22 protein-coding genes are annotated in these 22700 nt (G+C 62.9%); 12 read left to right on the top strand and 10 right to left on the bottom strand.

The genetic code is table 11. The features are described from left to right. Window positions 1-347: 347 nt before the first annotated feature. The 6 genes from GRI69_RS08240 to GRI69_RS08215 all read left to right on the top strand — a co-directional run bounded on the left by GRI69_RS08240 (window position 348) and on the right by GRI69_RS08215 (window position 4890). Window positions 348-1055, top strand: a complete 708-nt coding sequence (locus GRI69_RS08240; protein ID WP_160727781.1) for a CoA transferase subunit A — start codon at window positions 348-350, stop codon at window positions 1053-1055. After that, window positions 1055-1954 carry an HAD family acid phosphatase gene (locus GRI69_RS08235; protein WP_160727867.1) on the top strand — a complete coding sequence of 300 codons (900 nt, stop codon included), beginning with the start codon at window positions 1055-1057 and terminating at the stop codon, window positions 1952-1954. Before GRI69_RS08240 ends, GRI69_RS08235 begins: the two co-directional genes overlap by 1 nt. 1 nt (window position 1955) lies before the next feature. Next, complete coding sequence (locus GRI69_RS08230) at window positions 1956-2621, top strand: CoA transferase subunit B (protein ID WP_160727780.1); 666 nt, start codon at window positions 1956-1958, stop codon at window positions 2619-2621. 6 nt (window positions 2622-2627) lie between these two features. Continuing rightward, on the top strand, window positions 2628-3761 hold the full coding sequence (locus GRI69_RS08225; protein WP_160727779.1) for a CaiB/BaiF CoA transferase family protein: 1134 nt from the start codon (window positions 2628-2630) through the stop codon (window positions 3759-3761). 88 nt (window positions 3762-3849) lie between these two features. Beyond that, window positions 3850-4398 carry a GbsR/MarR family transcriptional regulator gene (locus GRI69_RS08220; protein WP_160727778.1) on the top strand — a complete coding sequence of 183 codons (549 nt, stop codon included), beginning with the start codon at window positions 3850-3852 and terminating at the stop codon, window positions 4396-4398. 84 nt (window positions 4399-4482) lie between these two features. Then, on the top strand, window positions 4483-4890 hold the full coding sequence (locus GRI69_RS08215) for a hypothetical protein (RefSeq protein ID WP_160727777.1): 408 nt from the start codon (window positions 4483-4485) through the stop codon (window positions 4888-4890). 51 nt (window positions 4891-4941) lie between these two features. Here GRI69_RS08215 and metK read toward each other — a convergent pair whose 3' ends face one another. The 6 genes from metK to hisS form a co-directional block, all read right to left on the bottom strand. Beyond that, window positions 4942-6180 carry a methionine adenosyltransferase gene (gene metK / locus GRI69_RS08210; RefSeq protein WP_160727776.1) on the bottom strand — a complete coding sequence of 413 codons (1239 nt, stop codon included), beginning with the start codon at window positions 6178-6180 and terminating at the stop codon, window positions 4942-4944. Between the two features lie 32 nt (window positions 6181-6212). Next, window positions 6213-7808: an apolipoprotein N-acyltransferase gene (lnt, locus tag GRI69_RS08205; RefSeq protein ID WP_160727775.1), complete on the bottom strand. Its 1596-nt coding sequence runs from the start codon at window positions 7806-7808 to the stop codon at window positions 6213-6215. A gap of 61 nt (window positions 7809-7869) precedes the next feature. Then, window positions 7870-8559 (bottom strand): DUF4167 domain-containing protein, encoded by a 690-nt coding sequence (locus GRI69_RS08200; protein WP_160727774.1) that lies wholly within the window; start codon window positions 8557-8559, stop codon window positions 7870-7872. Window positions 8560-8796: 237 nt separating this feature from the next. After that, the gene (gene prmC, locus GRI69_RS08195) at window positions 8797-9633 is read right to left on the bottom strand and encodes a peptide chain release factor N(5)-glutamine methyltransferase (protein ID WP_160727773.1); all 837 of its coding nucleotides are present in this window, start codon (window positions 9631-9633) and stop codon (window positions 8797-8799) included. Then, window positions 9626-10693: a peptide chain release factor 1 gene (gene prfA / locus GRI69_RS08190; RefSeq protein WP_160727772.1), complete on the bottom strand. Its 1068-nt coding sequence runs from the start codon at window positions 10691-10693 to the stop codon at window positions 9626-9628. Before prfA ends, prmC begins: the two co-directional genes overlap by 8 nt. After that, window positions 10690-11925 carry a histidine--tRNA ligase gene (gene hisS, locus GRI69_RS08185; protein ID WP_160727771.1) on the bottom strand — a complete coding sequence of 412 codons (1236 nt, stop codon included), beginning with the start codon at window positions 11923-11925 and terminating at the stop codon, window positions 10690-10692. The genes prfA and hisS overlap by 4 nt, the downstream gene beginning before the upstream one ends. Before the next feature lie 222 nt (window positions 11926-12147). Between hisS and ppa the strand changes: the two genes are divergently transcribed. Beyond that, window positions 12148-12687, top strand: a complete 540-nt coding sequence (gene ppa / locus GRI69_RS08180) for an inorganic diphosphatase (protein ID WP_160727770.1) — start codon at window positions 12148-12150, stop codon at window positions 12685-12687. Window positions 12688-12718: 31 nt separating this feature from the next. On the opposite strand, the gene GRI69_RS08175 is transcribed toward ppa, so the two are convergent. The 3 genes from GRI69_RS08175 to GRI69_RS08165 form a co-directional block, all read right to left on the bottom strand. Next, complete coding sequence (locus GRI69_RS08175; protein ID WP_160727769.1) at window positions 12719-14119, bottom strand: mechanosensitive ion channel family protein; 1401 nt, start codon at window positions 14117-14119, stop codon at window positions 12719-12721. Then, complete coding sequence (locus GRI69_RS08170; protein WP_160727768.1) at window positions 14116-15462, bottom strand: TldD/PmbA family protein; 1347 nt, start codon at window positions 15460-15462, stop codon at window positions 14116-14118. Before GRI69_RS08170 ends, GRI69_RS08175 begins: the two co-directional genes overlap by 4 nt. Window positions 15463-15529: 67 nt before the next feature. Continuing rightward, on the bottom strand, window positions 15530-15913 hold the full coding sequence (locus GRI69_RS08165; RefSeq protein ID WP_237453003.1) for a hypothetical protein: 384 nt from the start codon (window positions 15911-15913) through the stop codon (window positions 15530-15532). A gap of 195 nt (window positions 15914-16108) precedes the next feature. Between GRI69_RS08165 and lptB the strand changes: the two genes are divergently transcribed. From lptB to ctrA, 3 genes are all read left to right on the top strand, one after another. Further along, window positions 16109-16879, top strand: a complete 771-nt coding sequence (gene lptB / locus GRI69_RS08160) for an LPS export ABC transporter ATP-binding protein (protein WP_419957068.1) — start codon at window positions 16109-16111, stop codon at window positions 16877-16879. A gap of 26 nt (window positions 16880-16905) precedes the next feature. Continuing rightward, complete coding sequence (gene rpoN, locus GRI69_RS08155; RefSeq protein WP_160727766.1) at window positions 16906-18357, top strand: RNA polymerase factor sigma-54; 1452 nt, start codon at window positions 16906-16908, stop codon at window positions 18355-18357. A gap of 141 nt (window positions 18358-18498) precedes the next feature. Then, window positions 18499-19194, top strand: a complete 696-nt coding sequence (gene ctrA / locus GRI69_RS08150; protein WP_160727765.1) for a response regulator transcription factor CtrA — start codon at window positions 18499-18501, stop codon at window positions 19192-19194. Window positions 19195-19262: 68 nt separating this feature from the next. Here ctrA and GRI69_RS08145 read toward each other — a convergent pair whose 3' ends face one another. Beyond that, on the bottom strand, window positions 19263-20474 hold the full coding sequence (locus tag GRI69_RS08145) for a mechanosensitive ion channel family protein (RefSeq protein WP_160727764.1): 1212 nt from the start codon (window positions 20472-20474) through the stop codon (window positions 19263-19265). Window positions 20475-20563: 89 nt separating this feature from the next. On the opposite strand from GRI69_RS08145, the gene trmB reads away from it, so the two are divergent. Next, window positions 20564-21265 carry a tRNA (guanine(46)-N(7))-methyltransferase TrmB gene (gene trmB / locus GRI69_RS08140; protein ID WP_160727763.1) on the top strand — a complete coding sequence of 234 codons (702 nt, stop codon included), beginning with the start codon at window positions 20564-20566 and terminating at the stop codon, window positions 21263-21265. A gap of 63 nt (window positions 21266-21328) precedes the next feature. Continuing rightward, window positions 21329-22696 carry an aldehyde dehydrogenase family protein gene (locus GRI69_RS08135; protein WP_160727865.1) on the top strand — a complete coding sequence of 456 codons (1368 nt, stop codon included), beginning with the start codon at window positions 21329-21331 and terminating at the stop codon, window positions 22694-22696. Window positions 22697-22700: the final 4 nt, after the last annotated feature.

Genomic DNA, 22700 nt, shown 5'->3' with positions numbered 1-22700 from the left:
TGGAAAAGTCTTGGGAGAGGATGCCTGAAAGGCAGGGCGACATATGCTCCGGCAGCATCTATTGTGCAAGTGCGAAAAGAACAAGAATTGTTGCATAAGGCGCAAGTGAGTTGCGTAAGTGCCTGAATTCAGGATGCCTATACAGCGGCTACTCTCGCAAGTGCAGCGAAACGCAAGCTCCTGCCGCTGGTTCTGGCTTCCAGTCTGACAGGTCGACCGGCAGGCAAGCCGACGCGGGCCGAGGTTCAATTACAGCGGCCTCCGGCGGAGTACGGTGAGGACCCGCCTGTTCCGGGGGTGACTTATCCCTGACACGGCGCTAGCAGCCAAGCCGTAACGGAGGTCCGATGAACAAGCTTTTTCCCGACGCCGCTTCTGCCCTCGACGGGTTGCTCGAAGACGACATGCTGATCGCCAGCGGGGGCTTCGGCCTCTGCGGCATTCCCGAACGCCTTCTGACCGCCATTCGCGAGAGCGGCGTCAAGGGCCTCACCTTCGCCAGCAACAATGCCGGGATCGATAACGAAGGCATCGGCATGCTGCTGCGCACCCAGCAGGTGAAGAAAATGATCTCCTCCTATGTCGGCGAAAACAAGGAGTTCGAGCGACAATTCCTGTCCGGCGAGCTCGAAGTCGAATTCTGCCCGCAAGGGACGCTGGCCGAACGCATGCGGGCAGGCGGCGCAGGCATACCGGGGTTCTACACCAAGACCGGCGTCGGCACACAGGTGGCGGAAGGCAAGGAGGTGAAGACCTTCCACGGCGAGGATTACATCCTCGAGCAGGGAATTTTTGCCGACCTCGCCATCGTGAAGGCATGGAAGGCGGACGAAACCGGCAACCTCGTCTTCCGCAAGACAGCACGCAATTTCAACCAGCCCGCCGCAACCTGCGGCAAGGTCTGCGTGGTCGAGGTCGAAGAGATCGTACCGGTGGGCAGTCTCGATCCCGACTGCATCCACTTGCCCGGCGTCTACGTCCAGCGCATGATCGTGGGCGCGCCCTATGACAAGAAGATCGAATTCGTGACGACCCGCGAACGGAAGGTGGCGTGATGCGCACGGCCCTTGCTTCGCTGGCGGCTCTTTCGCTAGGCGCCTGCGCGACCGTCCCTGCCTCCGAAGCGCCTACAGCCTCGACCGATGCACCGGACACGATGCAATGGCTCTATGGCTCTGGCGAGGCGGCCGGCGTCTCGATCCAGGCATGGCGCAATCTTGCCGACTATGCCGTCGCCCGCGCGCGCGAACGGCGCGTGCCGCAATCGGTAGCCATGGGTATCGGCGGTGACGTTTCCGGCCCACAGAGCTGCGCCCGCGGCGATAGCTGGAAACCGCTGGCGGTGGTGTTCGACGTGGACGAGACGTTGATCCTCAACCTCGGCTATGAATACTGGACTGCCTCGACCGGCCAGAGCTATTCGAGCGAAAGCTGGAAGCGCTGGGAAGAGACGGGCGCAAGCTACGTCCGGCCCGTTCCGGGAGCAGTGACCGGCCTTCGCCGCCTGCGTGAAGCGGGCATTACCCCGGTCTTCAACACCAATCGCGAATTCAGCCCCAAAGGTGCGGCCAGGGCCATCGCTGCGGCTGGCCTCGGCGAGGCAGTCCACCGCGACACGCTGTACCTTCGCGGCGACGATGGCGGAGGCGGCGGCAAGGACGGCCGCCGTGCGCTGATCGCCGAGCGCTACTGCGTCATAGCGCTCGCGGGTGACAACCTCGGAGACTTCGCAGATGTGTTCAACGATGACGAGCTCGCCCCCCAGGAGCGGCGCGAACTCGCCGCGCGGGGCGACCTCGCACAGCTATGGGGCAATGGCTGGTTCGTCTTCCCGAACCCCGTCTACGGGGATTCGCTGAAAGGCACCCTTGAAGAGGTCTATCCCGAAGGCACGCGCTGGTCGCCCGAAACCGCCCCCGCCGATGCGCCCGCAATCATGAACGAAGGCAAGTGACATGACCGATACCGCCACCCTCACCGGATGGGATCGCAATCAGATGGCCGCGCGCGCCGCGCAGGAGCTGGAAGACGGCTATTACGTCAATCTCGGCATCGGGATCCCCACGCTGGTCGCCAACCACATTCCCGAAGGCATGCATGTCACGCTGCAGAGCGAGAACGGAATGCTGGGCATCGGCCCCTTCCCCTATGAGGGTGAGGAAGACGCCGACCTGATCAATGCCGGCAAGCAGACCATCAGCGAATTGCCCCACAGCGCCTATTTCGACAGTGCGCAGAGCTTCGCGATGATCCGCGGCGGCCATATCGACCTGACCGTGCTCGGCGCGATGGAAGTTGCGGAGAACGGCGACATCGCCAACTGGATGATCCCGGGCAAGATGATCAAGGGCATGGGCGGCGCGATGGATCTCGTGGCCGGCGTGAAGAAGATCATCGTGGTGATGGACCACAATGCCAAGGACGGATCGCCCAAGTTCATTCCGTCCTGCACTCTGCCGCTGACCGGGCAGAACGTGGTCGACATGATCGTGACCAATCTCGGCGTCTTCCATCGCCCGGATCACGAGAGCGCTTTCCGTCTGATCGAACTGGCCCCCGGAGTGACCGCCGAGGAGATCGCCCAGAAAACGACCGCGAAATACGAGGTCGCGCTGGGCTGACCGTCCATGGCCGACTGGCTCGAGAATCCGCGTAACGAGAACAGCCCGCTCGCGGGATTGAAGGTGCTCGAACTCGCCCGGGTGCTGGCTGGCCCATGGGCGGGCCAGATCTTTGCAGATCTCGGCGCAGACGTGATCAAGGTCGAGAGCCCCGAAGGCGACAATACGCGCATCTGGGGGCCGCCCTGGGTCGAGCATGGCGGCGAAACGACTTCCGCCTATTACCATGCCTGCAATCGCGGAAAGCGCGGGATTACGGCGGATTTCAGGGACGACGAAGATCTGGCGCGTATCGCAAAACTGGCGGCGGATGCGGACGTGGTACTGGAGAATTTCAAGCCCGGAGGGCTCGCCAAATTCGGCCTCGATTACGAGACGCTGGCGCGCGCAAATCCCGGAATCATCTATTGCTCGATCACCGGCTTCGGGCAGGACGGCCCGCGCCGCGACGAGCCCGGCTATGACTTCGTGATCCAGGCGATGAGCGGCTTCATGGCACTGACCGGAGAGCCGGAAGGCGATCCCATGAAAATGGGCGTGTCCATCAGCGACCTGTCCTGCGGATTATGGGCCGCCAACGCCGTGCAGTCAGCGCTGTTGATGCGGCACCGCACCGGCAAGGGGCAGTGGATCGACATGAGCCTGCTGGATTGTTCGGTCGGCCTGCTTGCCAACCAGGCCATGAGCTACCTAGCGACCGGGGAGAACCCGCCCCGCATGGGCAATGCGCACGCGCAGGTCAGCGCCTATGGCGTATTCCCGACCCGGGATGGTCCGATAGTCCTCGCCCCGGCGAACGATGCGCTGTTCCGGAAGCTGCTGGCGCTGATCGACCGCAACGACCTGCTTGAAGACCCACGCTTCGGTACCAATGCAGACCGCGTCGAACATCGCGCTGAATGTGACGCGCTCATCCGTGAAGCCACGGCAAGATGGTCGCGCAATGATCTCCTCGCGGCCTGTGCGAAATCCGGCATTCCCGCAGGCCCGATCAATTCCATCGACGAGGTCTTCTCCGATCCGCAAGTGATCTCAAGAGGGATGCGGATCGTCCCCGAAGGAATGCCCGGTGTGCGCAGCCCCTTCGTGTTTTCCGCCGCCGAACTGACTCTCGACAAGCCTTCTCCCGCCAAGAGCTAGAACGACAGAGTATCGTCCCTCTGCAAAAGACAGTTGACGCCGCCAGTAATTTCTGTAATTTCAGAAATAGAGAAAAGGAAATCGGTTTATGGCCGACATCATGGACATCCCCGAGGCGCGCGCCTTCATCCTCCACTGGGGCGAGATGGGCAGCGAATGGGGCGTGAACCGTTCGGTCGCGCAGGTTCATGCCCTCCTCTATCTTTCAGACCGGCCTCGGCATGCAGAGGACATTTGCGAAAAGCTGGGCCTGGCCCGGTCCAATGTGTCGAACGGCCTGAAGGAACTCCAATCCTATCAGATTGTCCGCCGCGTCCATGTCGAGGGCGACCGGCGTGACCATTTCGTCGCCGAGAGCGACTTGTGGGACATGCTGATGAAGATCACAGCGGAGCGCAAGCGGCGCGAGATCGATCCCACGATCCAGCTGCTCGGCGAATTGTCGGAAAGCCTCGACAAGCGCGACGACGTACCTGCCCACGTGCGCGAACGTGTCGGCCGGATGCACGAATTCATCGGCAATCTGGCAGGTTGGTATGCCGACGTACGGCGCTTGCCCAAATCGACCTTGGTTACGCTGATGAAGCTCGGCAGCCGCGTCGCGCGCCTGCTGCCTGGAAGCAAGACGAAAACCTGATCCCCGCGAACCATTGAAAGGATGGATGACACACTCAATTTCACCAGTGATTTCTTAAATTACAGAAATTAGAGGAGAAGCAGTATGTACCTCGTTCCCGCTTATATCGTCTATCTCGCTGTGAGCATCGCGCTAACGGTCTGGGTTGCACGCACCTTGTCGAAGAACGGAATCGTATTCCTCAAGGAATGTTTCGGGCATGACGACAATCTCGCCCATTCGACGAACCACCTGCTGGTCGTAGGCTTCTATCTGGTCAATCTGGGATGGATTTTGCTGTCGCTGCGGTTCGGCAGCGAACCTCAGGGTTTAGCCGAAGCCTTCGAGTTCCTTTCGACGAAAATCGGACTGGTCGTCGTCGCGCTCGGCTTCATGCACTTTTTCAATATGAATGCTGTCGCCAAATTCGGCCGCAAGGTAGGACAGTGGCTGCGCGAGGATGATTTCGGCAGTCAGTTAAAGCCAGAGCCGCAACGCGGCATCCTCGACTGAGCGACCCTAAGGGTCAACGAAAGGGGCGGTCCAATGGCCGCCCTTTTCCTGTCAGCGCAGGGCAGCCTTAAGATCCTCGACAAGATCGGTGCGTTCCCAAGGGAAGTGTTCGCCATCCGCCTGGCGGCCGAAGTGACCGTAGGCGGCGCTCTTGCGGTAGATCGGCTTGTTGAGGCCGAGATGCATGCGGATACCGCGTGGGGTCAGCCCGCCGAGCTTCTCGATATTGCGGATCGCGTCTTCGAGTGCTTCGTCGGTTACGCCCGCCGCTCCCGTTCCATGGGTGTCGACGTAAATCGAAAGCGGCTTCGAAACGCCGATCGCATAGGACAGCTGGATCGTGCAGCGCCGGGCGAGGCCGGCCGCGACAATGTTCTTCGCAAGATAGCGGGTGATGTAGGCCGCCGAGCGATCGACCTTGGTCGGATCCTTGCCGCTGAACGCGCCCCCACCATGCGGCGCCGCGCCGCCATAGGTATCGACGATGATCTTGCGGCCCGTCAGGCCTGCGTCCCCATCGGGGCCGCCGATCTCAAAAGCGCCGGTCGGGTTGATGTGCCATTCGGTCTCGTCCGAAACCCAGCCTTCGGGCAGGATTTCTTCAACGACACCCTTCACATAGGCCTTGAGCTCGGCTTCCTTCTCGCCCTCGTGATAGCCCTTGGCATGCTGGGTCGACACGACGATTGCGGTGCACGCGACCGGCTTGCCATCTTCATACCGCAGCGAAAGCTGGCTCTTGGCATCGGGTTCGAGGAAGGGGGCATTGCCGTTCTTCCGGTCGGCCGCCAGCCGCTCGAGAATCTTGTGCGAATAGTCTAGCGTCGCCGGCATGAGATCAGGCGTCTCGTCGCAGGCGAAGCCGAACATGATGCCCTGATCGCCCGCGCCTTCGTCCTTGTTGCCATTGGCGTCCACGCCTTGGGCGATCTCGCTCGATTGGCCGTGGAGGTGGTTTTCGAAGGTCAGCGTCTTCCAGTGGAAGCCGCTCTGCTCGTATCCGATTTCCCGTACCGTGCGGCGCACGGCCTGTTCGATCTCTTCCTTCGCGCCCGGGGCCCAGCCGCCGTTCTCGGCCCATGCGGCATTGTTCGCGTCATACATAGGCGCGCAGCGAATCTCTCCGGAGAGGATCACACGCTGCGTGGTCGTCATGGTTTCACAGGCGACGCGCGATTCCGCGTCCTTCGACAGCATCAAATCGACGATTGCGTCACTGATCTGGTCGGACACCTTGTCCGGATGACCTTCCGAAACGCTCTCGGAAGTGAACAGGTAACTGGTGCGCATCAAAACCCCGGAAGAAAGATATAAAGAAAGCTTTATGTTACCCGGGACAGGTAACGATGGCGCGCGCCCATGGCAACCAGCGATCCGGCAAGAAGCGCTATGCCCCATAGTAGCGTGAGCCAGTGACCCAGCCTTGCGAACCACGTCGGATCCGCAGGCGGCGGCACGAGCGTATCGATCCGGTCGGCAACACCGCGGCCGATATGGCTTCTCACCACACCGCGCGCATCGATGACTGCGCTGATCCCCGTCGTGGTAGAGCGCAGCACCGGCAGGCCCTCCTCGATCGCCCGCATGCGCGCCTGCGCCAGGTGCTGGGGCGGACCCCAGGCACCGAACCAGCCATCGTTGGAGGGATTGAAGATGTAATCGGGCCGGTTGCCGCGTTCGGCCACCTCGCCCGAGAAAACGATCTCGTAGCAGATCTGCATTCCGGCCTGCCCGTAAGCGCCAAGGTCGATGGTCTGGGGCCCGGGGCCGGGGATGAAGTCGATCGAACCTGCCACCAGCCGCGACATACCGAGCGGTTCGAGCAGGGCGCGCATCGGGAGATACTCGCCATAGGGCACCAGATGCGCCTTGGCGTAGCGCTGGCCCAGATTGCCCTCCGCATCGATCGGCGTGATCGCGTTGTAGGCGCCCACCGCCCGTTCACGCCCATCGACTTCGGCTATTTCCAGGTCAACCGCACCGGTCAGCAGCAGGCTGCCCTCGCCGATCGTCCGTCCGATACGGAAACGCGCGAAGGCCGGATCGCCCGCGGCGGTCATCTGGGTGTAATAGCGCTGCGGATAGCCACCGCGCAGATAGTCGGGCACGCCGCTTTCGGGCCAGAGCACCAGCCTGCGGCTATAGCTTCGCTGCGGTTCGCTGAGGGCGGCGATGCGCTGGAACTGCTCTTCGTACTTGGTCGGATCGTCGAGTTCTTTCTGCCTGAGATTCGGCTGAACCAGCGTCAGGGGAAGGAAACCCTCTTCGGCTTCGGGTGCCGGCCAGAACATGCCCGCGGTCACAATCACGATCGCCGCCGCCAGACCTTTCCACCGGCGCGTGGATGCGAGCAGGGCGAGAATGCCGGCCAGGGCAACGACGAGTCCCGAGAGCGCGTAGGAACCCATGTAGGGCAGCAGGCCCGCGACCCCCGGCCGCTCCCAATCGCCGAGCATCATCTGCGAGAACGGGCCCCAGGCATAGCCGGTGAAGACCCAGCTCCGCAGCCATTCCGCCGCGATCCAGAAAGCGCCCAGCAGGAGCGCGAAAACGCCCAGCCCGCGCCCTCTCCCCAGCAGCCATGCACCGAGCACCGCCAACGCAGGCCAGACCGCGAGGTAAAGCGAGAGCAGCGGAACAGCCGCCCAACCGAGTACGGCAGGCATTTCGGCCTGATAGGTGAAGGCCGTGGCAATCCAGTTGTTGGTCAGCGTGAAATGGGCAACGCCGAACAGCCAGCCGAGCAGGAATGCGCGCTTGCCGCTGTCCTGCTGGTAAGCCAGCCAGACGAATGCCGCCATCGCAGCGAGCCCTGCGGGCCACAAGTGGAGCGGCTGGAAGCCAGTCGCCGAAATCAGGCCGAGAAGAAGCGCGCTCCAGCGAGGGTGGCGCTGCAGGAATTCAGGGATACGATCCATCGCTGCGCCTGTTAAACCGGGGCGCGGCGATGGCAAGGAAAAGCGAAAGGGGTAAGCGCGATCAGCCGACCGCGCTCACATCCTCGCTGTCTTCGACCTTGCGGCGGCGGCGGCGCGGCGCGGGCTTTTCGTCCCCGCCGATCGCAGGCGGCAGGGCAGCCGCATCGATTTCGCCTTCATTGCCGGGCACGCCTTCTTCGACCTTCTTCGCCTTGCGCGGGGCACGGCGCTTCTTGGGCGCTTCGACCTCGTCATCCTTGCGGATGAAAGGGTTTTCGGCAGGTTCGAAATCGCTGCCATCGCCCTCGTCGTCCCGCGACGCACGGCGGGGCTTACGGCCGCGATTATCGCGGTTGTCACGATTATCGCGATTGTCCTGCTGGCCCTGATCGTCATCCCGGCGCGAGCGCGGCTGACGGTTGTGGCGATTGTCGTCACCGTCGTCGTTCGAATCGTCATCGTCCGACTGGTTCTGGCCGCGATCGTCGGGGCGCTTGCCCTTGGCCTCGTCCTGACGGGCCTTGTTGTCGGCGATCACGCGGAAATAGTGATCGGCGAACTGGAGGTAATACTCGGCCTGTACCCGGTCGCCATTGTGCTGGGCGTCCTGTGCAAGCTTCTTGTACTTGTCCAGCAGCTGGGGCGCATTGCCGCGTGCCCTGCTGTCGATCCGGTTGCCGGAATTGGCACCGCCCTGGTTGCGATTGTTCTGACGGCCACGACGGCGATTGTTATTACGGTTGTTGTTCAAGGAATACTCGTCCTTTTCATGGCGCGGCGCGAACCCTCGGTCCGCCTCTGGCCGCGTTGCCCATTGGTCATACTCCGCCCTCTCGCAGTATGAGCGCCCCTGTCTGTGCATGGTATGCGGGGCCGAAGCCTCGCACCAGAACTGCCATGTCGGAGCTGTGGACCGGCGGGTCGAACTTGTCGCGCACCGCTGGCCTATGGCCAGAGGTAGAGCCTCGCTTCCGCTTTGCCAACCCCTTTATGTCAAAATGAGGGCGCGGGGCCGATTCGCAAGGTCACGGCGCAGGCTTACGGCGAATTCATGCGTCTGCGCAAGCGTGCTCACGGCCTCGGCCTGCTCGTGTCCGATTTCGAGGATGGCCAATGCACCATCTTCCATCAGGCCGCGCAATTGCGGAATGAGGATGCGGTAATCGTCGAGCCCGTCGACACCTGCGAACAGCGCGCCATGTGGTTCGTGGTCGCGCACATCGGGATCGAGCGCGGCGCTTTCTTCGACATATGGAGGATTGCAGAGGATCAGGTCGAACCGGCCGAGTTCGCCCGCCCAGCCTTCCTGCCGCCAGTCGAGCAGATGGAAACGGACCCGGTCTTCCAAGTCGAGCAGGTCGGCATTGTCATGCGCGACGCCGAGCGCTGCGGGCGAGCGATCGGTGCCCACGCCTCGTCCGCCGGTTTCGGCAATGACGCTGAGAAGCAGTGCGCCCGTCCCCGTGCCGAGATCGAGCACGCAGGCCGCTCCGGGTTTCAGTTCCAGCGCCGCCTCGACCAGCACTTCGCTGTCGCCGCGCGGAATCAGCGTGTCGGGCGTTACCTTGAAGCGGCGGCCGAAGAATTCCTGATGGCCGAGGATATGCGCCACGGGTTCGTGACGGGAGCGACGTTCGACCAGCCCTGCGAAGGACGGCGGCACGGCATCGCGCATTGCACGCAGCAGCATGTCCGACCGTTCGATCCCCAGCGCATCCGCCATCAACAGTTCCGCGTCGAGCCGCGCGGTTTCGCTGAATGCGGACAGACTCTCCGCCGCCGTGCGGATGCCTTCGGCGACAGTCATCGCCGCAGGCTCACTCATTCAGCGCCGAGAGCCGCTTGGCTTCGTCCTCGGCGATCAGCGCGTCGACCAGCTCGCCCAGTCCCGGCCCGGCGAGAATTTCGGGGAGCTTGTGCAAGGTCAGCCCGATGCGGTGATCGGTCACGCGTCCTTGCGGGAAATTATAGGTGCGGATGCGCTCGGATCGGTCCCCGCTGCCGACCATGGCCTTGCGCGCATCGGCTTCGGCACCCTGTGTCGCCTCGCGCTGCGCCTCGTAAAGCCGCGCGCGGAGCACCTGCATCGCCTTTTCCTTGTTCTTGTGCTGGCTGCGGGCGTCCTGGCAGGTGACGACGGTATTGGTAGGCAAGTGGGTGATGCGGATCGCACTGTCGGTGGTGTTGACGTGCTGCCCGCCCGCACCGCTGGCACGGTAAGTGTCGATCTTGAGATCGTTCGGGCCGATCTGCACATCGACCTCGTCGGGCTCGGGCAGCACCGCCACGGTCGCCGCCGAGGTGTGGATCCGCCCGCCGCTTTCGGTTTCGGGAATGCGCTGGACACGGTGCACGCCGCTTTCGAATTTCAGCTTCGCGAACACGCCCTTCCCGGCGACATTGGCGACGATTTCCTTGAAGCCGCCGACCTCGCTGGCGTTCATGCTGACCGGTTCGACCTTCCACCCCTGCTCGGCGGCGAAGCGTTCGTACATCCGGTAGAGATCGCCCGCGAACAGCGCCGCCTCGTCGCCGCCCGTTCCCGCCCGGATTTCAAGCATGGCGGGCTTGCTGTCGGCGGAATCGCGCGGCAGCATGGCGATCGCCAGTTCGCGCTCGGCATCGGGCAGACGCTTGCGCAGATCGGCCAGCTCTTCCTCGGCCATCGCCCGCATTTCCGGATCGGCGAGCATTTTCTCGAGACTGGCGATCTCCTCGCGCGCCGCCTTAACCTCCGCGGCGGTTTTCGCCACCGGCTCCAGCTCGGCATAATCACGGCTGGCCTGGACGAATTCGTCACCCTCGAGCATGCCCGAAGCCATGCGCGCCTCGAGCTCGGCGAAGCGGTGGGCGATCTGGTCTAGGCGTTCTGCTGGAATGGTCATTTGTAGACTGGCAAGACCTGCAGGATGCGAGGATCTGTGGCCTCATCGCCGCTGAAGCTATGCCCGCTATTGGTCTGGAGCGAAATGATTGCACCGGGATGCTTTTTCGCAGCCTTGTCGTAGCGCTTGCGAGGCGAGCCGCTTGCGACCATTTCTGCCGTAAGTCCTTCTCTGCGCAAGTCTCTCAATGCGGCAATTGCTTCATCGAGTCGGCTGTCATCTTCGACCACCATGATTACATCGGCAGCGGCTTCTTCTTTCTCACCGACCAGCATCGCCAGCCGTTCGATCCCCGCTGCCCAACCCACCGCAGGCGTTGGCGCTCCGCCGAGGCTTTCCATCAGCCCGTCATAGCGTCCGCCGCCGAGAATGGTGCTCTGGCTTCCAAGTTTGCCCGCCGCTTCGCTACCCTCGTCGGGAATGAACTCGAAAGCGGTATGGCGGTAGTAGTCGAGCCCGCGCACGAGACTTTCGGCGCGCTGCCATTTGACGCCTGCGGCATCGAGGCCGCTGGTCACCGCCTCGAAAAACGCCCGTGCATCGTCGGACAGGAACTGGTCGATCTTCGGCGCATCGGCGACGAACTTCCGGTCACGGCGATCCTTTGAATCGAGGATGCGAAGCGGGTTCTTTTCCAGCCGTTCCTGCGAATCTTCCGAGAGTTCATCCTTCACGGCGCGGAAGTGTTCAACCAGCGCGGCGCGCCATGCTTCGCGGCTGTCGCCATCGCCCAGCGTATTGAGGTGCAGCGTCACGCCGGTGATGCCCAGTTCCTTCAGCAACTGGTCGGCCATCGCCAGCAGCTCGACATCGGCCTGCGGTTCAGCAGCGCCGATGATTTCCGCATCGATCTGGTGGAACTGGCGATAGCGCCCCTTCTGTGGTCGCTCGTAACGAAACAGCGGCCCGTGCGTCGCCAGCTTGACCGGCGCGTATTGCTGCCAGCCGTTGGAAAGATAGGCACGCGCGATCCCGGCAGTAAATTCGGGGCGCAGGGTCAGCGATTCGCCGCCGCGATCTTCAAAGGAATACATTTCCTTCGAGACGATGTCGGTCGTCTCGCCGATCGAACGGGCGAAAACCTCGGTCTTCTCGAAAACCGGCATTTCGGCACGGCGAAACCGGTAGAGCCGGCGCACGCGCTCGAAGGTTTCCACCACGAAGGCGAAGCTTTCTGCGTCGGGTCCGAAAATATCCTGTGTGCCACGGATGGCCTGGGGTGTTTTTGCCATGGGCCGCGCGATTAGAGCGAACTGCCCCCTTCCGCAATGCGTCACCAGCCGCTATCGGCCCCGCGAAGTCTTTCTGGGGAGAGGGGCCGACATCCAATCCGCCTCCCGGCGGGACGGTGCCGGCCCGCTCCCCCTCCCAGCCACCCGATACGCTATCGAGGCATGATCGGGTGGCTGGGAGGGGGAGCGGGTCGGAGCCGCAACCCAATAAAGAGAGCCGCAATGCGTATCGACATGATCCCCGTGGGCGACGACGTGCCCAACAGCCTCAACGTCATCATCGAAGTGCCCACCGGCGGCGAACCGGTGAAGTACGAATTCGACAAGGAAAGCGGCGCGCTGTTCGTCGACCGCATCCTGCACACGCCGATGCGCTATCCCGCGAATTACGGCTTCATCCCCCACACGCTGAGCCCCGATGGCGACCCGCTGGACGCGCTGGTCATCGCGCGTTCGCCCTTCATCGCAGGCTGTGTCGTCCGCGCCCGCCCGATCGGTGTCCTGAACCTCGAAGACGAGCATGGCGGGGACGAAAAGCTGATCTGCGTGCCGGTGGACACGACCTTCCCCTATTACTCCGATGTCGGAGAAACGAAGGATCTGCCCTCGATCATTTTCCAGCAGATCGAGCACTTCTTCACCCACTACAAGGATCTGGAGAAGGAAAAATGGGTCCGCGTGGGCGCATGGGGCGATGCGGCGGAGGCCCGGAAGATCGTGCATGAAAGCATCGAGCGCTACGAAGCGAACAAGGAAAAGTAAGCGAGAAGGGGCGCCGCGAAGCGCCCCTTTTTCATTCTACCGGGCGGGAATGATCGAGAAGATCTTTTTCTTGTTCCCCGCCACTCTCGCGGCGCTCCTTCTCCACCATTTCCGCAATTTCGTTGACCGGGCGCACATCTTCGTCCGCTTCGGTGTCTCTGGTTGGACGCGCCGCTTTTTTCGGCGGCTTGGCGGTATCTGCGCGTTTGCCGTCGGAAATATTCTCGAACGGCAGGCTGGCCGATCGCGGATCGAAGCGCAGTCGGTAAATCGGCTCGGGCAGGCCGAAGCCCGCGTTTTCCAGAGCCTGTTTCACTGCCGGGATGGCGCGGCTTTGCGCTTTCCACCAATCGGTTTCGTTCTGGTCTATCCAGCCGAGGAAACGGATCACCACGTTCGAATCCCCCACCTCCACGATGCGCGCCTCGGCGGGCGGGTCAGCGAGGATAAAGTCGAAAGCTGCCAGCGTTTCGCGGCCGAGCTTGCGGGCGGCCTCGGCATCGTCGTCCGCGTCCACACCGAGATCGAAATCGAACCGGCGCTGCGGATTGCGGGTGAAATTGGTTATGACCGCCTTGAACACCTGGGCATTGGGGATCCGCAGGTGGTTACCGTCCAGCGTCATCATCACCGTCGCACGGCTGGTCAGGCGGATGACGCGGCCTTCAAGGTCGCCGATCATGACCCAGTCGTTGGCGCGAAAAGGCTGGCGCAGCGACAGCATCAGCGAGGCGACGTAATTCTCGATGGTTTCGCGCAAGGCGAAGCCGAGCGCGAGGCCGAGCAGCCCGGCGCCGCCCAATACCGCGCCGAGCAAGGCGCTTGCCCCCAGAATATCGAGCGCGATCACCAACCCGCCGATGACGAAGACGAAACGGATGGAACTGGCGATCAGTTCGGCGAGGAAGCTGTTCGGGGCGATCCGGTGCCACAGCGAACCCAGCCCCGCGATCAGATAGCCGACCAGTGCGATCACCCCCCAGACGAGCACCGCCAGCCCGATCAGCGGCATCATGGCGACGAAGCCGTCCCACCGTTCGGCGAGGCTGGCGATGCCGCTTCCCTGCGAAGAAATCGACAGGTCGCGCTCCAGCGCGTTTTCGACCGTCACCACACCGCTGACACGGCCAGCTATGGCTTCGGCGCGGTCAATGTCTTCCTGCCGCGGCACGGTGCCCGAAAGCGTCACCACGCCCTGGTTCACATCGACCTCGACCGCTCCGAGTGCCGGAAGCTCGGCGAAGATGCCCGCGATGCGCTGTGCCATGCGCTCATCGGCCCCTGCATCCTGCGTATCCTCGATGGCCCGCACCGGCGACTCGGCCTCGGATGGCTCTACCGTGTCAGGTGCCGTGGGCAGGAGCGCCGATGCAGGTGTCCCGGTGATCAGGACAAGGATCGGAACAATAAAGGCTCCAATGAAGCGCTTCATTCACCAGCCACCATCATACCGTCGATGCGCAATGTAGGCACGTTGATGGATCGGATCATCTCCAGATCGTCCGCCGGGGTCAGCGCGCGGAACATGTCGATGAGATTGCCTGCGATCGTGATTTCGGCCACCGGCTCGGCAATCTCTCCCTTGCGAATGCGGAATCCCGTGGCGCCGCGGCTGTAGTCACCGGTGACGGGGTTCACGCCCTGCCCGAAGAGCGAGGTGACGTAGAGCCCATCCTCGATGTCCTCCATCAGCTGCCCGGGCGAGACATCTCCCGGCTCCATGTGGACGTTGCTGGCACTCACCCCGGGCGATCCGCCCCCGCCGCGCGAGGCATGCCCGGTAAGTCCCAAGCCCAGCTGGTCGGCGGATGACACATTGGTCAGCCAGCCGGTAACCCGTCCACCTTCGACCAGCGTGCGGTCGGTACAGGGTACTCCTTCGCCATCGAAGGGGCGCGAACGCTGGCCGCGCTTGCGCAAGGGTTGTTCGAGGATGCGGATTGCGGGATCAAATAGCTCCTTTTCCTCCAGCCCCAACAGGAAACTTGATTTCCGCGCGATGGCAGGGCCCGACATTGCGCCGAGCAGGTGACCTAACAAGCCGCCGCCGATACGCGGTTCGAACACTACGGGAAGCTTGCGGCTCGGCATGGATTTCGGTTTGAGCCGGGCAACGGCGCGTTCGCCCGCTTCCCGGCCCACCGTTTCGGGAGACGGCAGGTCGGCGCGAAAGCGCGCGCTGCGCGATGCGTAGTCGGTCTGCATCGATCCGCCTTCACCGGCGATGACGCTGGCGGAGAGCGAAAAGCCGCTGCCGGCATAACCGCGTGCGAAACCTTCCGAAGTCGCAAGGGCGACCACTGCGCGATCCGCCCCCGCGCTGCCGCCATTGCTGTTGGTCACCCCGCCGACGGCGCGCGCCGCATCTTCGGTCGCCAGCGCCGCTTCGCGCAGGGTCTCGGGATCGGGCTGGTCCCGATCGTCCAGTTCGAGATCGGGCAATTCGCCGGTAAACAGCCTGTCCTGCGGAGCGAGGCCGGAGTGCCGGTCTTCCGGCGCATGGCGCGCCATCTGGACCGCCCGCTCGGCGAGCGCGCGAAGCCCGTCTGGCGCAAAATCGCTGGTATGGATCGAGGCGGAGCGTTTGCCGACGAACACTCTCAGACCGATCTCCTCGCTCTCCGACCGCTCGACTTCCTCGAGCTTGCCCAGCCTCATGGTCACCGCTTCGGAAGCATTGGCGCGCGCGACGGCATCCGCCGCGTCCGCGCCCGTCCGCCGGGCAAGCGCCACGAGGTCCTGGCAGCGCGCCAGAGCGGTTTCCTTGTCGATCATGCCGTTTCACTACTCCGCAATCCTTCGAGAGGTCCGGCTAGGGAGCCGCAGCGGATGGCGCAAGGCCTCAGGCAGTTACGGAGAACATCACCTTGAACAATGCCGTGAGAATGAGCGGAAGCCCGATCGCGGCGGCCCAGAGGATGAACTGGTCGCGGCGGAATTCGCCTTTCAGCGATTCGTCGCTGGCCGCTTCGGGCGAGAGATCCTTCCAGCGCTTTTCCGCCCAGCGGCAGGCCGGGATGATCGCCGCGACAAGAATGATGAGGGCGAAATAAGGAAGCGTGGAGGATACACCTTCCTTGAGCGCATTGACCGTCACGAAAATCTGCAGGCCGGTGTAGACGATCAGGGCAAGCGCGACATTGTCGCTCATGGCCTTGCGCCAGTCGCGCGCGTGGCCGTGGTCCACAGTGCCCATATCGTGGTGGTTTTCGATCACCTTGCCCATCGCATGTCTCCCCGGACATTCTCTCCGAACGAGCATAGTTTCAAAATTGTTGCAGTCTGGCAAGCGGTACGCGCCAAAAATGCCCGTCACCCTGCCGCTCATGCACGATTCTTGCCAACTTCGTCGAACAGTGCCTTCCTGGGGGTTTTCCTCTCCGCCGCGCGTGCTATGGCCCGGCGCATGGCCGAAGACCTGATGAGCCCTGAAAACCAAGCGGTGCATGATGCCGCCCCGCCGATCCCGCAGGGCGGGCTCGAAGTGATCTCGATCGCCAAGAGCTACGACAAGCGGCAGGTGCTGACCGACATTTCGCTCAGCGTGGGCAAGGGCGAAGTGCTCGGCCTGCTCGGCCCGAACGGCGCCGGCAAGACCACCTGTTTCTATTCGATCATGGGCCTTGTGCGCCCCGATGCCGGACGCATCCTGATGGACGGCGAGGATGTCACCAACCTGCCGATGTATCGCCGCGCGATCCTCGGGCTCGGCTATCTGCCGCAGGAAACCAGCATCTTTCGCGGCATGACGGTGGAACAGAATATCAATTGCGTGCTCGAACTGGTCGAGCCCGACAAGGAGACACGGGCCGCCGAACTCGACCGACTGCTCGACGAATTCGGCCTTACCCGCCTGCGCGATAGTGCGGCCATGGCGCTTTCCGGCGGTGAACGACGGCGTGCGGAAATCGCCCGTGCGCTAGCCGCCAAACCGTCGATCATGCTGCTGGACGAACCCTTCGCCGGGATCGACCCGCTGTCGATCAACGACATCCGCGATCTCGTGAAAGATCTCAAGACCCGCGGCATCGGCGTGCTGATCACCGACCATAACGTCCGCGAAACGCTCGAAATCGTCGACCGCGCCTGCATTATCTATGGCGGTCAGGTGCTGTTCGCCGGCACGCCCGAAGCGCTGGTGGCGGACGAGAACGTCAAACGCCTCTATCTCGGCGAGAACTTCACGCTGTGATTGCGGCGCGCGCCCGGAGGTAGACCATGGCGCTCGGTCCGAGGCTAGACCTACGGCAAACGCAATCGCTGGTGATGACGCCGCAGTTGCAGCAGGCCATCAAGCTGCTGGCGCTGTCGAACCTCGAAATCGAAAGCTTCGTCTCCGAGGCGTTGGAGAGCAATCCGCTGCTCGATGTGGGCGAGGTCAGCCGCGAGAAATCCGAAGATACAGGCGAAGCTACGGGTGAGCACGAAGCGACGCCCGACTTCGACGGGGATTCCGCCCTCGATATCGCCGACTATGCACGCGATCCCGAAGCCGCACCCGGCGACCGTGGTGACTGGTCGGAGGCTGGGGCGACCGGGTCTGGCGGAGAAGGCCTCCCCGATCTCGAAAACCGTTCTTCTGGCGGGCCGAGCCTTGCGGAGCATCTGTCCGGCCAGATCGGCGCCCTCGCCCATGACACCCGCGAAGCCCTGATCGCTGGTCGGATCGTCCACGAACTGGATGAGGCCGGTTACCTCCATGCCGAACTGCGCGAAATCGCAGAGGACATGGGCGCACCTCTGGCCGAGGTCGAACGCGCCCTGGCACTCGTTCAATCACTCGATCCGACGGGAGTAGGTGCGCGCAACCTGTCTGAATGCCTCGCCCTGCAGGCGAAGGAGGCGGACCGGTACGATCCATGCATGGCGCGGCTGATCGATCATTTGGATTTGCTTGCCAGCGGAGACATCGCGCGGCTCAAACGCCTGTGCGATGTCGACGAGGAAGACTTTGCCGACATGCTGGCCGAACTGCGCAGCTATGACCCCAAGCCCGGCTGCCGCTTTGGCGGTGAGAGCGAAACGGCCATCGTACCCGATGTCATCGTCAACCCAGCCCAGGACGGCGGGTGGCAAATCCGCATCAACGAGGCGAGCCTGCCCCGTCTGGTGGTGAACCGCGAATATTATGTCGAGCTGGAAGCAGGAGCGCGGGACAAGGCCTCGCGTGCGTGGCTGAACGAGCAACTGGGCGAGGCGGACTGGCTGATCCGCGCACTGGACCAGCGGCAGAAGACCATCCTGAAGACTGCGAGCGAAATCGTGAAGAGGCAGGAAGGCTTCTTCCGCGAGGGCGTGTCCGCCATGCGTCCGCTGACCCTGCGAGAGGTGGCCGAGAAGATCGAGATGCACGAATCGACGGTCAGCCGCGTCACCAGCAATAAATACCTGTCCTGCCCGCGCGGCACTTTCGAGATGAAGTATTTCTTCTCCAGCGGCGTCGGCGCAGCCGATGGTGAAGGCGCCAGCAGCGAAGCGATCAAGGCGCGAATCAGGACGCTGTGCGATGCGGAGGACCCGAAAAAAGTCCTTTCCGACCAGAAGCTAGCCGACCTGCTCAACCAGGAAGGCTTCGATCTCGCCCGGCGCACCGTCGCGAAATATCGCGAGGCCATAGGTATCGGATCATCGGCGCAGCGCCGCCGTCAGAAGAAACTGCGCGGTCTCTGAGTCCTTCTTGCAACAGGGAAAAAGTTAACGGCTTTTACCTCGCGTTAACCTTTTTCTTTCACACCCCAAATGGTTAACAAGGGACACCGCCTCTCCTAAGGGGGAAGAGGCACCGCAATTCAGGGCTAGGGGGGACCACCCATGCGTGTACTGCTGATCGAAGACGAGCCGACAACGGCGAAAGCCATCGAGCTCATGCTCACCACCGAAGGCTTCAACGTCTACTCGACCGATCTGGGCGAGGAAGGCTTGGATCTCGGCAAGCTGTATGATTACGATATCATCCTGCTCGATCTGAACCTGCCGGACATGCATGGCTATGACGTGCTCAAGAAACTGCGTGTCGCCAAGGTGCAGACCCCGGTCCTCATCCTTTCCGGCGTGGCCGAGATGGACAGCAAGATCCGCAGCTTCGGTTTCGGCGCCGACGATTACGTTACCAAGCCGTTCCACCGCGAAGAACTGATCGCCCGCATCCACGCTGTTGTGCGCCGTTCGAAGGGCCACAGCCAGTCGATCATCCGCACCGGCAAGCTGGCCGTGAACCTCGATGCGAAGACCGTCGAGGTCGATGGCGCGCGCGTGCACCTGACCGGCAAGGAATATGCGATGCTCGAGCTGCTCAGCCTGCGCAAGGGCACCACGCTGACGAAGGAAATGTTCCTCAACCACCTTTATGGCGGGATGGACGAACCAGAGCTCAAGATCATCGACGTGTTCATCTGCAAGCTGCGCAAGAAGCTGAGCCACGCATGCGCCGGCGAAAATTACATCGAAACCGTCTGGGGCCGCGGCTATGTGCTGCGCGACCAGGACGATGAGGCGGAAGCCGCCTGATACCCATTTCTCCTTGGACGGACGGCAAGACGCCCGGCAGCTTCGGCTTCCGGGCGTTTTGTTTGGCCTCAGCCCTCGCCCAGCCGCGCAAAATCGAGTCCGCTCGGTTGCTGGAAGATGCGTAATCCGAACTCGGGCAGGATGGCGATCAGGTGGTCGAACACATCGGCCTGGATCCCTTCGTATTCGGACCAGGCGACAGTGTCGGTGAAACAGTAAATCTCGATCGGCAGCCCCTGCGGCCCGGGCGGCAGCTGGCGCACGATCAGGGTGAACCCTTCATCCGCAATTCGCGGATGGCTCTTCAGATAGGCGATGATGTAAGCCCGCAAGGTCCCGATATTGGTGATCCTGCGGGCGTTGATTTCGTCGCAGTCGCTCGACAGTTCATGGCGGTTCCACTCGGCGATTTCCTCCTGCTTGCGCGCGAGGTAATCGCCCAGCAGGCGGAAGCGACGCAGCCCGGCAGCCTCGCCGTCACCGAGGAAGCGGACCGAATTCTGGTCGATCACGAGGCTGCGCTTGATTCGCCGCCCGCCGCTTTCGCTCATGCCGCGCCAGTTGCGATAGCTGTCGGCAATCAGCCGGTGGGTCGGGATGGTGGTAATGGTCTTGTCGAAGTTCTGAACCTTAACCGTATGCAGCGCGATATCGATCACATCGCCATCGGCCTCCATGCTCGGCATCTCGATCCAGTCACCGACGCGCAGCATGTCGTTGCTGGTCAGCTGGACACTGGCGACGAGGCTGAGGATGGTGTCCTTGAAAACCAGCAGCAGGACAGCGGCCATGGCGCCGAGACCGGACAGCAGGAGCAGGGGCGACTGTTCGATGAGCACCGCGATCATCAGGATGGCCGCACCGCAGAAGATCACGATCTTCAGCACCTGCACATAGCCCTTGATCGGGCGGCTGCGCGCCTCTGGCCGCCGTGCATAAAGCTCGTTGGCGTAATTCAGAGCCCAGTTCATCGCCATGGCGACCGAGAAGATGATCGAGGCCCGCACCACATTGACGGTGATCGTCACCACTTCTTCGGGGATATGCGGCACGAGCTGAATGCCGCGCGAGACGATCAGCAGGGGAATCAGCGTGGCGAGCCAGGCTGCCGCGCGGTCGGCCGTGTCGCTACGCGTGTCGAGATAGGGCCTGGCCAGCCGCAGCAGCACCCGCTTGATGAGCCAGTTGGCCAGCAGCGCCAGCAGGACAAGACCGGCCAGCGCGATCAGCGACTGGAGCCAGAGGGCGAGCTGCGAATAATCGTCGAGGAGCGTCTGCATATCGCCGGTGCGCCTAGCGACAACTCCCCACTCCCCTCAACCCCCGCGCCTCTGGACATCGCGGCAATTGTCGGCATAGGCGCGGCGGCATGTCAGCATTCAAGGAAGGCGATCCGACCACGCTCAACCGGCTATATGGTCGCAGCCAGGGCAAACCCCTTCGCAGCGGCCAGCAGGAACTGGTCGACAAGCTTCTGCCCCAGATCGCCGTGCCGCAGGAAGGCCTGGTCACGTCGGAAACCCTGTTCGGCTTCGACCGCCCGCTGCATTTCGAGATCGGCTTCGGCGGGGGCGAGCATCTGGCCCATCGCGCCGACCTGCTGCCCGATCACGGTTTCATCGGGGCCGAACCCTTCCTCAACGGCGTGGCGCAGGCTCTGGGCCATGTGCGCGACGGCGGGCTGGCGAATGTGCGCATCCATCATGGCGACGCGCTGGAGGCGCTGGCCCGCGTGCCCGATGGCGGCCTCAGCATGGTCTACCTCCTCCATCCCGATCCATGGCCGAAGAACAAGCATGCCAAGCGCCGGATGATGAACGACGGGCCGGTCCGCATGATCGCCGACAAACTGAAGCCTGGCGGCGAATTTCGCTTCGGTACGGACCACGCCGTCTATTTGCGCCATGCGCTGATGGTGATGCGCCGTTTTACTGCGGAGTTCGAATGGGTGGTGGAGGACCGGCACAGCTGGGAAAACCGGCCCTCCGGCTGGTGCGAGACGCGTTACGAACACAAGGCACGAAACACCTACGGCCACGAGGTGTGGTATTTCCGGTTCCGGCGCAAATAGGTTTCGGAACGGGACCGGGTTGCGGCGATTGATTGGGTGAACCGCAGTCCGGAGCCCCTCCCCGTGATCACCACCACCAATCCCGCAACCGGCGAGACTATCGCCACTTACGAAACACTCGACGATAACGGGATCGACGCGAAGCTCGAGACGGCGACGCGCGCCTATGGGGAGTGGCGCGGCACCTCGCTTGACGCGCGCACGACGGTGCTCTCCGCGCTCGGCGATCTTTACGAGGCGAACAAGGAGGAGCTCGCCCGCCTGGCGGTGACAGAGATGGGCAAGCCGATAACGCAGGCGCGCAGCGAGATCGCGAAATGCGCGAGCCTGCTGCATTATTACGCCGAACACGGGCCGCCCATGCTCGATTCGAAATTCTGGGACCTATCCGACGGTGGCCGCGCGGAGGGCCGCTGGTTGCCGCAAGGTCCGGTACTGGCGGTGATGCCGTGGAACTTCCCTTATTGGCAGGTTATCCGCTTCCTTGCGCCGACGATTCTGGCGGGCAATGTCGGCGTGCTGAAACACGCCAGCATCGTGCAGGGCGTGGCGCAGCGGATGGAGGAACTGGTCATGGAAGCCGGCGGTCCGGAAGGGCTGTTCCAGAACCTGTGCGTTTCCTCCGACCCGATTGGCGACATAATCGCGGACACCCGCATCGTAGCCGCAACGCTGACCGGGAGCGAAGGTGCAGGTAGCGCAGTGGCGCAGCAGGCGGGCAAGCACCTTAAGAAGGTGGTGCTTGAACTGGGCGGCAGCGATCCCTTCATCGTCATGCCGTCCGCCGATCTCGACCAGGCGGTGAAGGACGCGGTGACCGCACGCATCCAGAACAACGGCCAGTCCTGCATCTGCGGCAAGCGCACCATCGTCCATGCCGAAATCTATGACGATTTTTCCGATCGGTTCAGCGCCGTACTCAAGGACGTGAAGCTGGGCGATCCGATGGATGATGATACCGGACTCGGCCCGCTTTCGAGCGAGGGCCAGCGCGACACGGTGCTGAAGCAGGTTGCCAAAGCCAGGAAAGAAGGCTGCACGCTGCTGTTCGGCGGCGAGAAGATAGACCGCCCCGGCGCATGGATGACCGCGGGACTGCTCACCGACGTTCCGCTCGCCAGCAAGACGGGAACCGACGAAATCTTCGGGCCCGTGGGACAGCTGTACAAGGCTAGGGATGTCGACGAAGCAACGACCATTGCCAACGCCATACCTTTTGGCCTCGGCTCCGCGGTCTGGACCCGCGACGAAGGCGAGAAGGAGCATTTCGCCAATGCCATCGAGGCGGGCATGACCACCTTCAACGGCGTCAACGGCTCCAGGATCGAAGCGCCCTTCGGCGGCATCAAGCGTTCCGGACACGGGCGCGAACTGGCCGAATTCGGCCTTCACGAATTCATGAACCTGAAAACGCTGGTCAACCCGGCCTAGGAGT

Source organism: Qipengyuania vulgaris (assembly GCF_009827325.1).
GTDB classification, from domain to species: Bacteria; Pseudomonadota; Alphaproteobacteria; order Sphingomonadales; family Sphingomonadaceae; genus Qipengyuania; species Qipengyuania vulgaris.
This window is presented reverse-complemented; position numbering and strand designations above follow the sequence as displayed.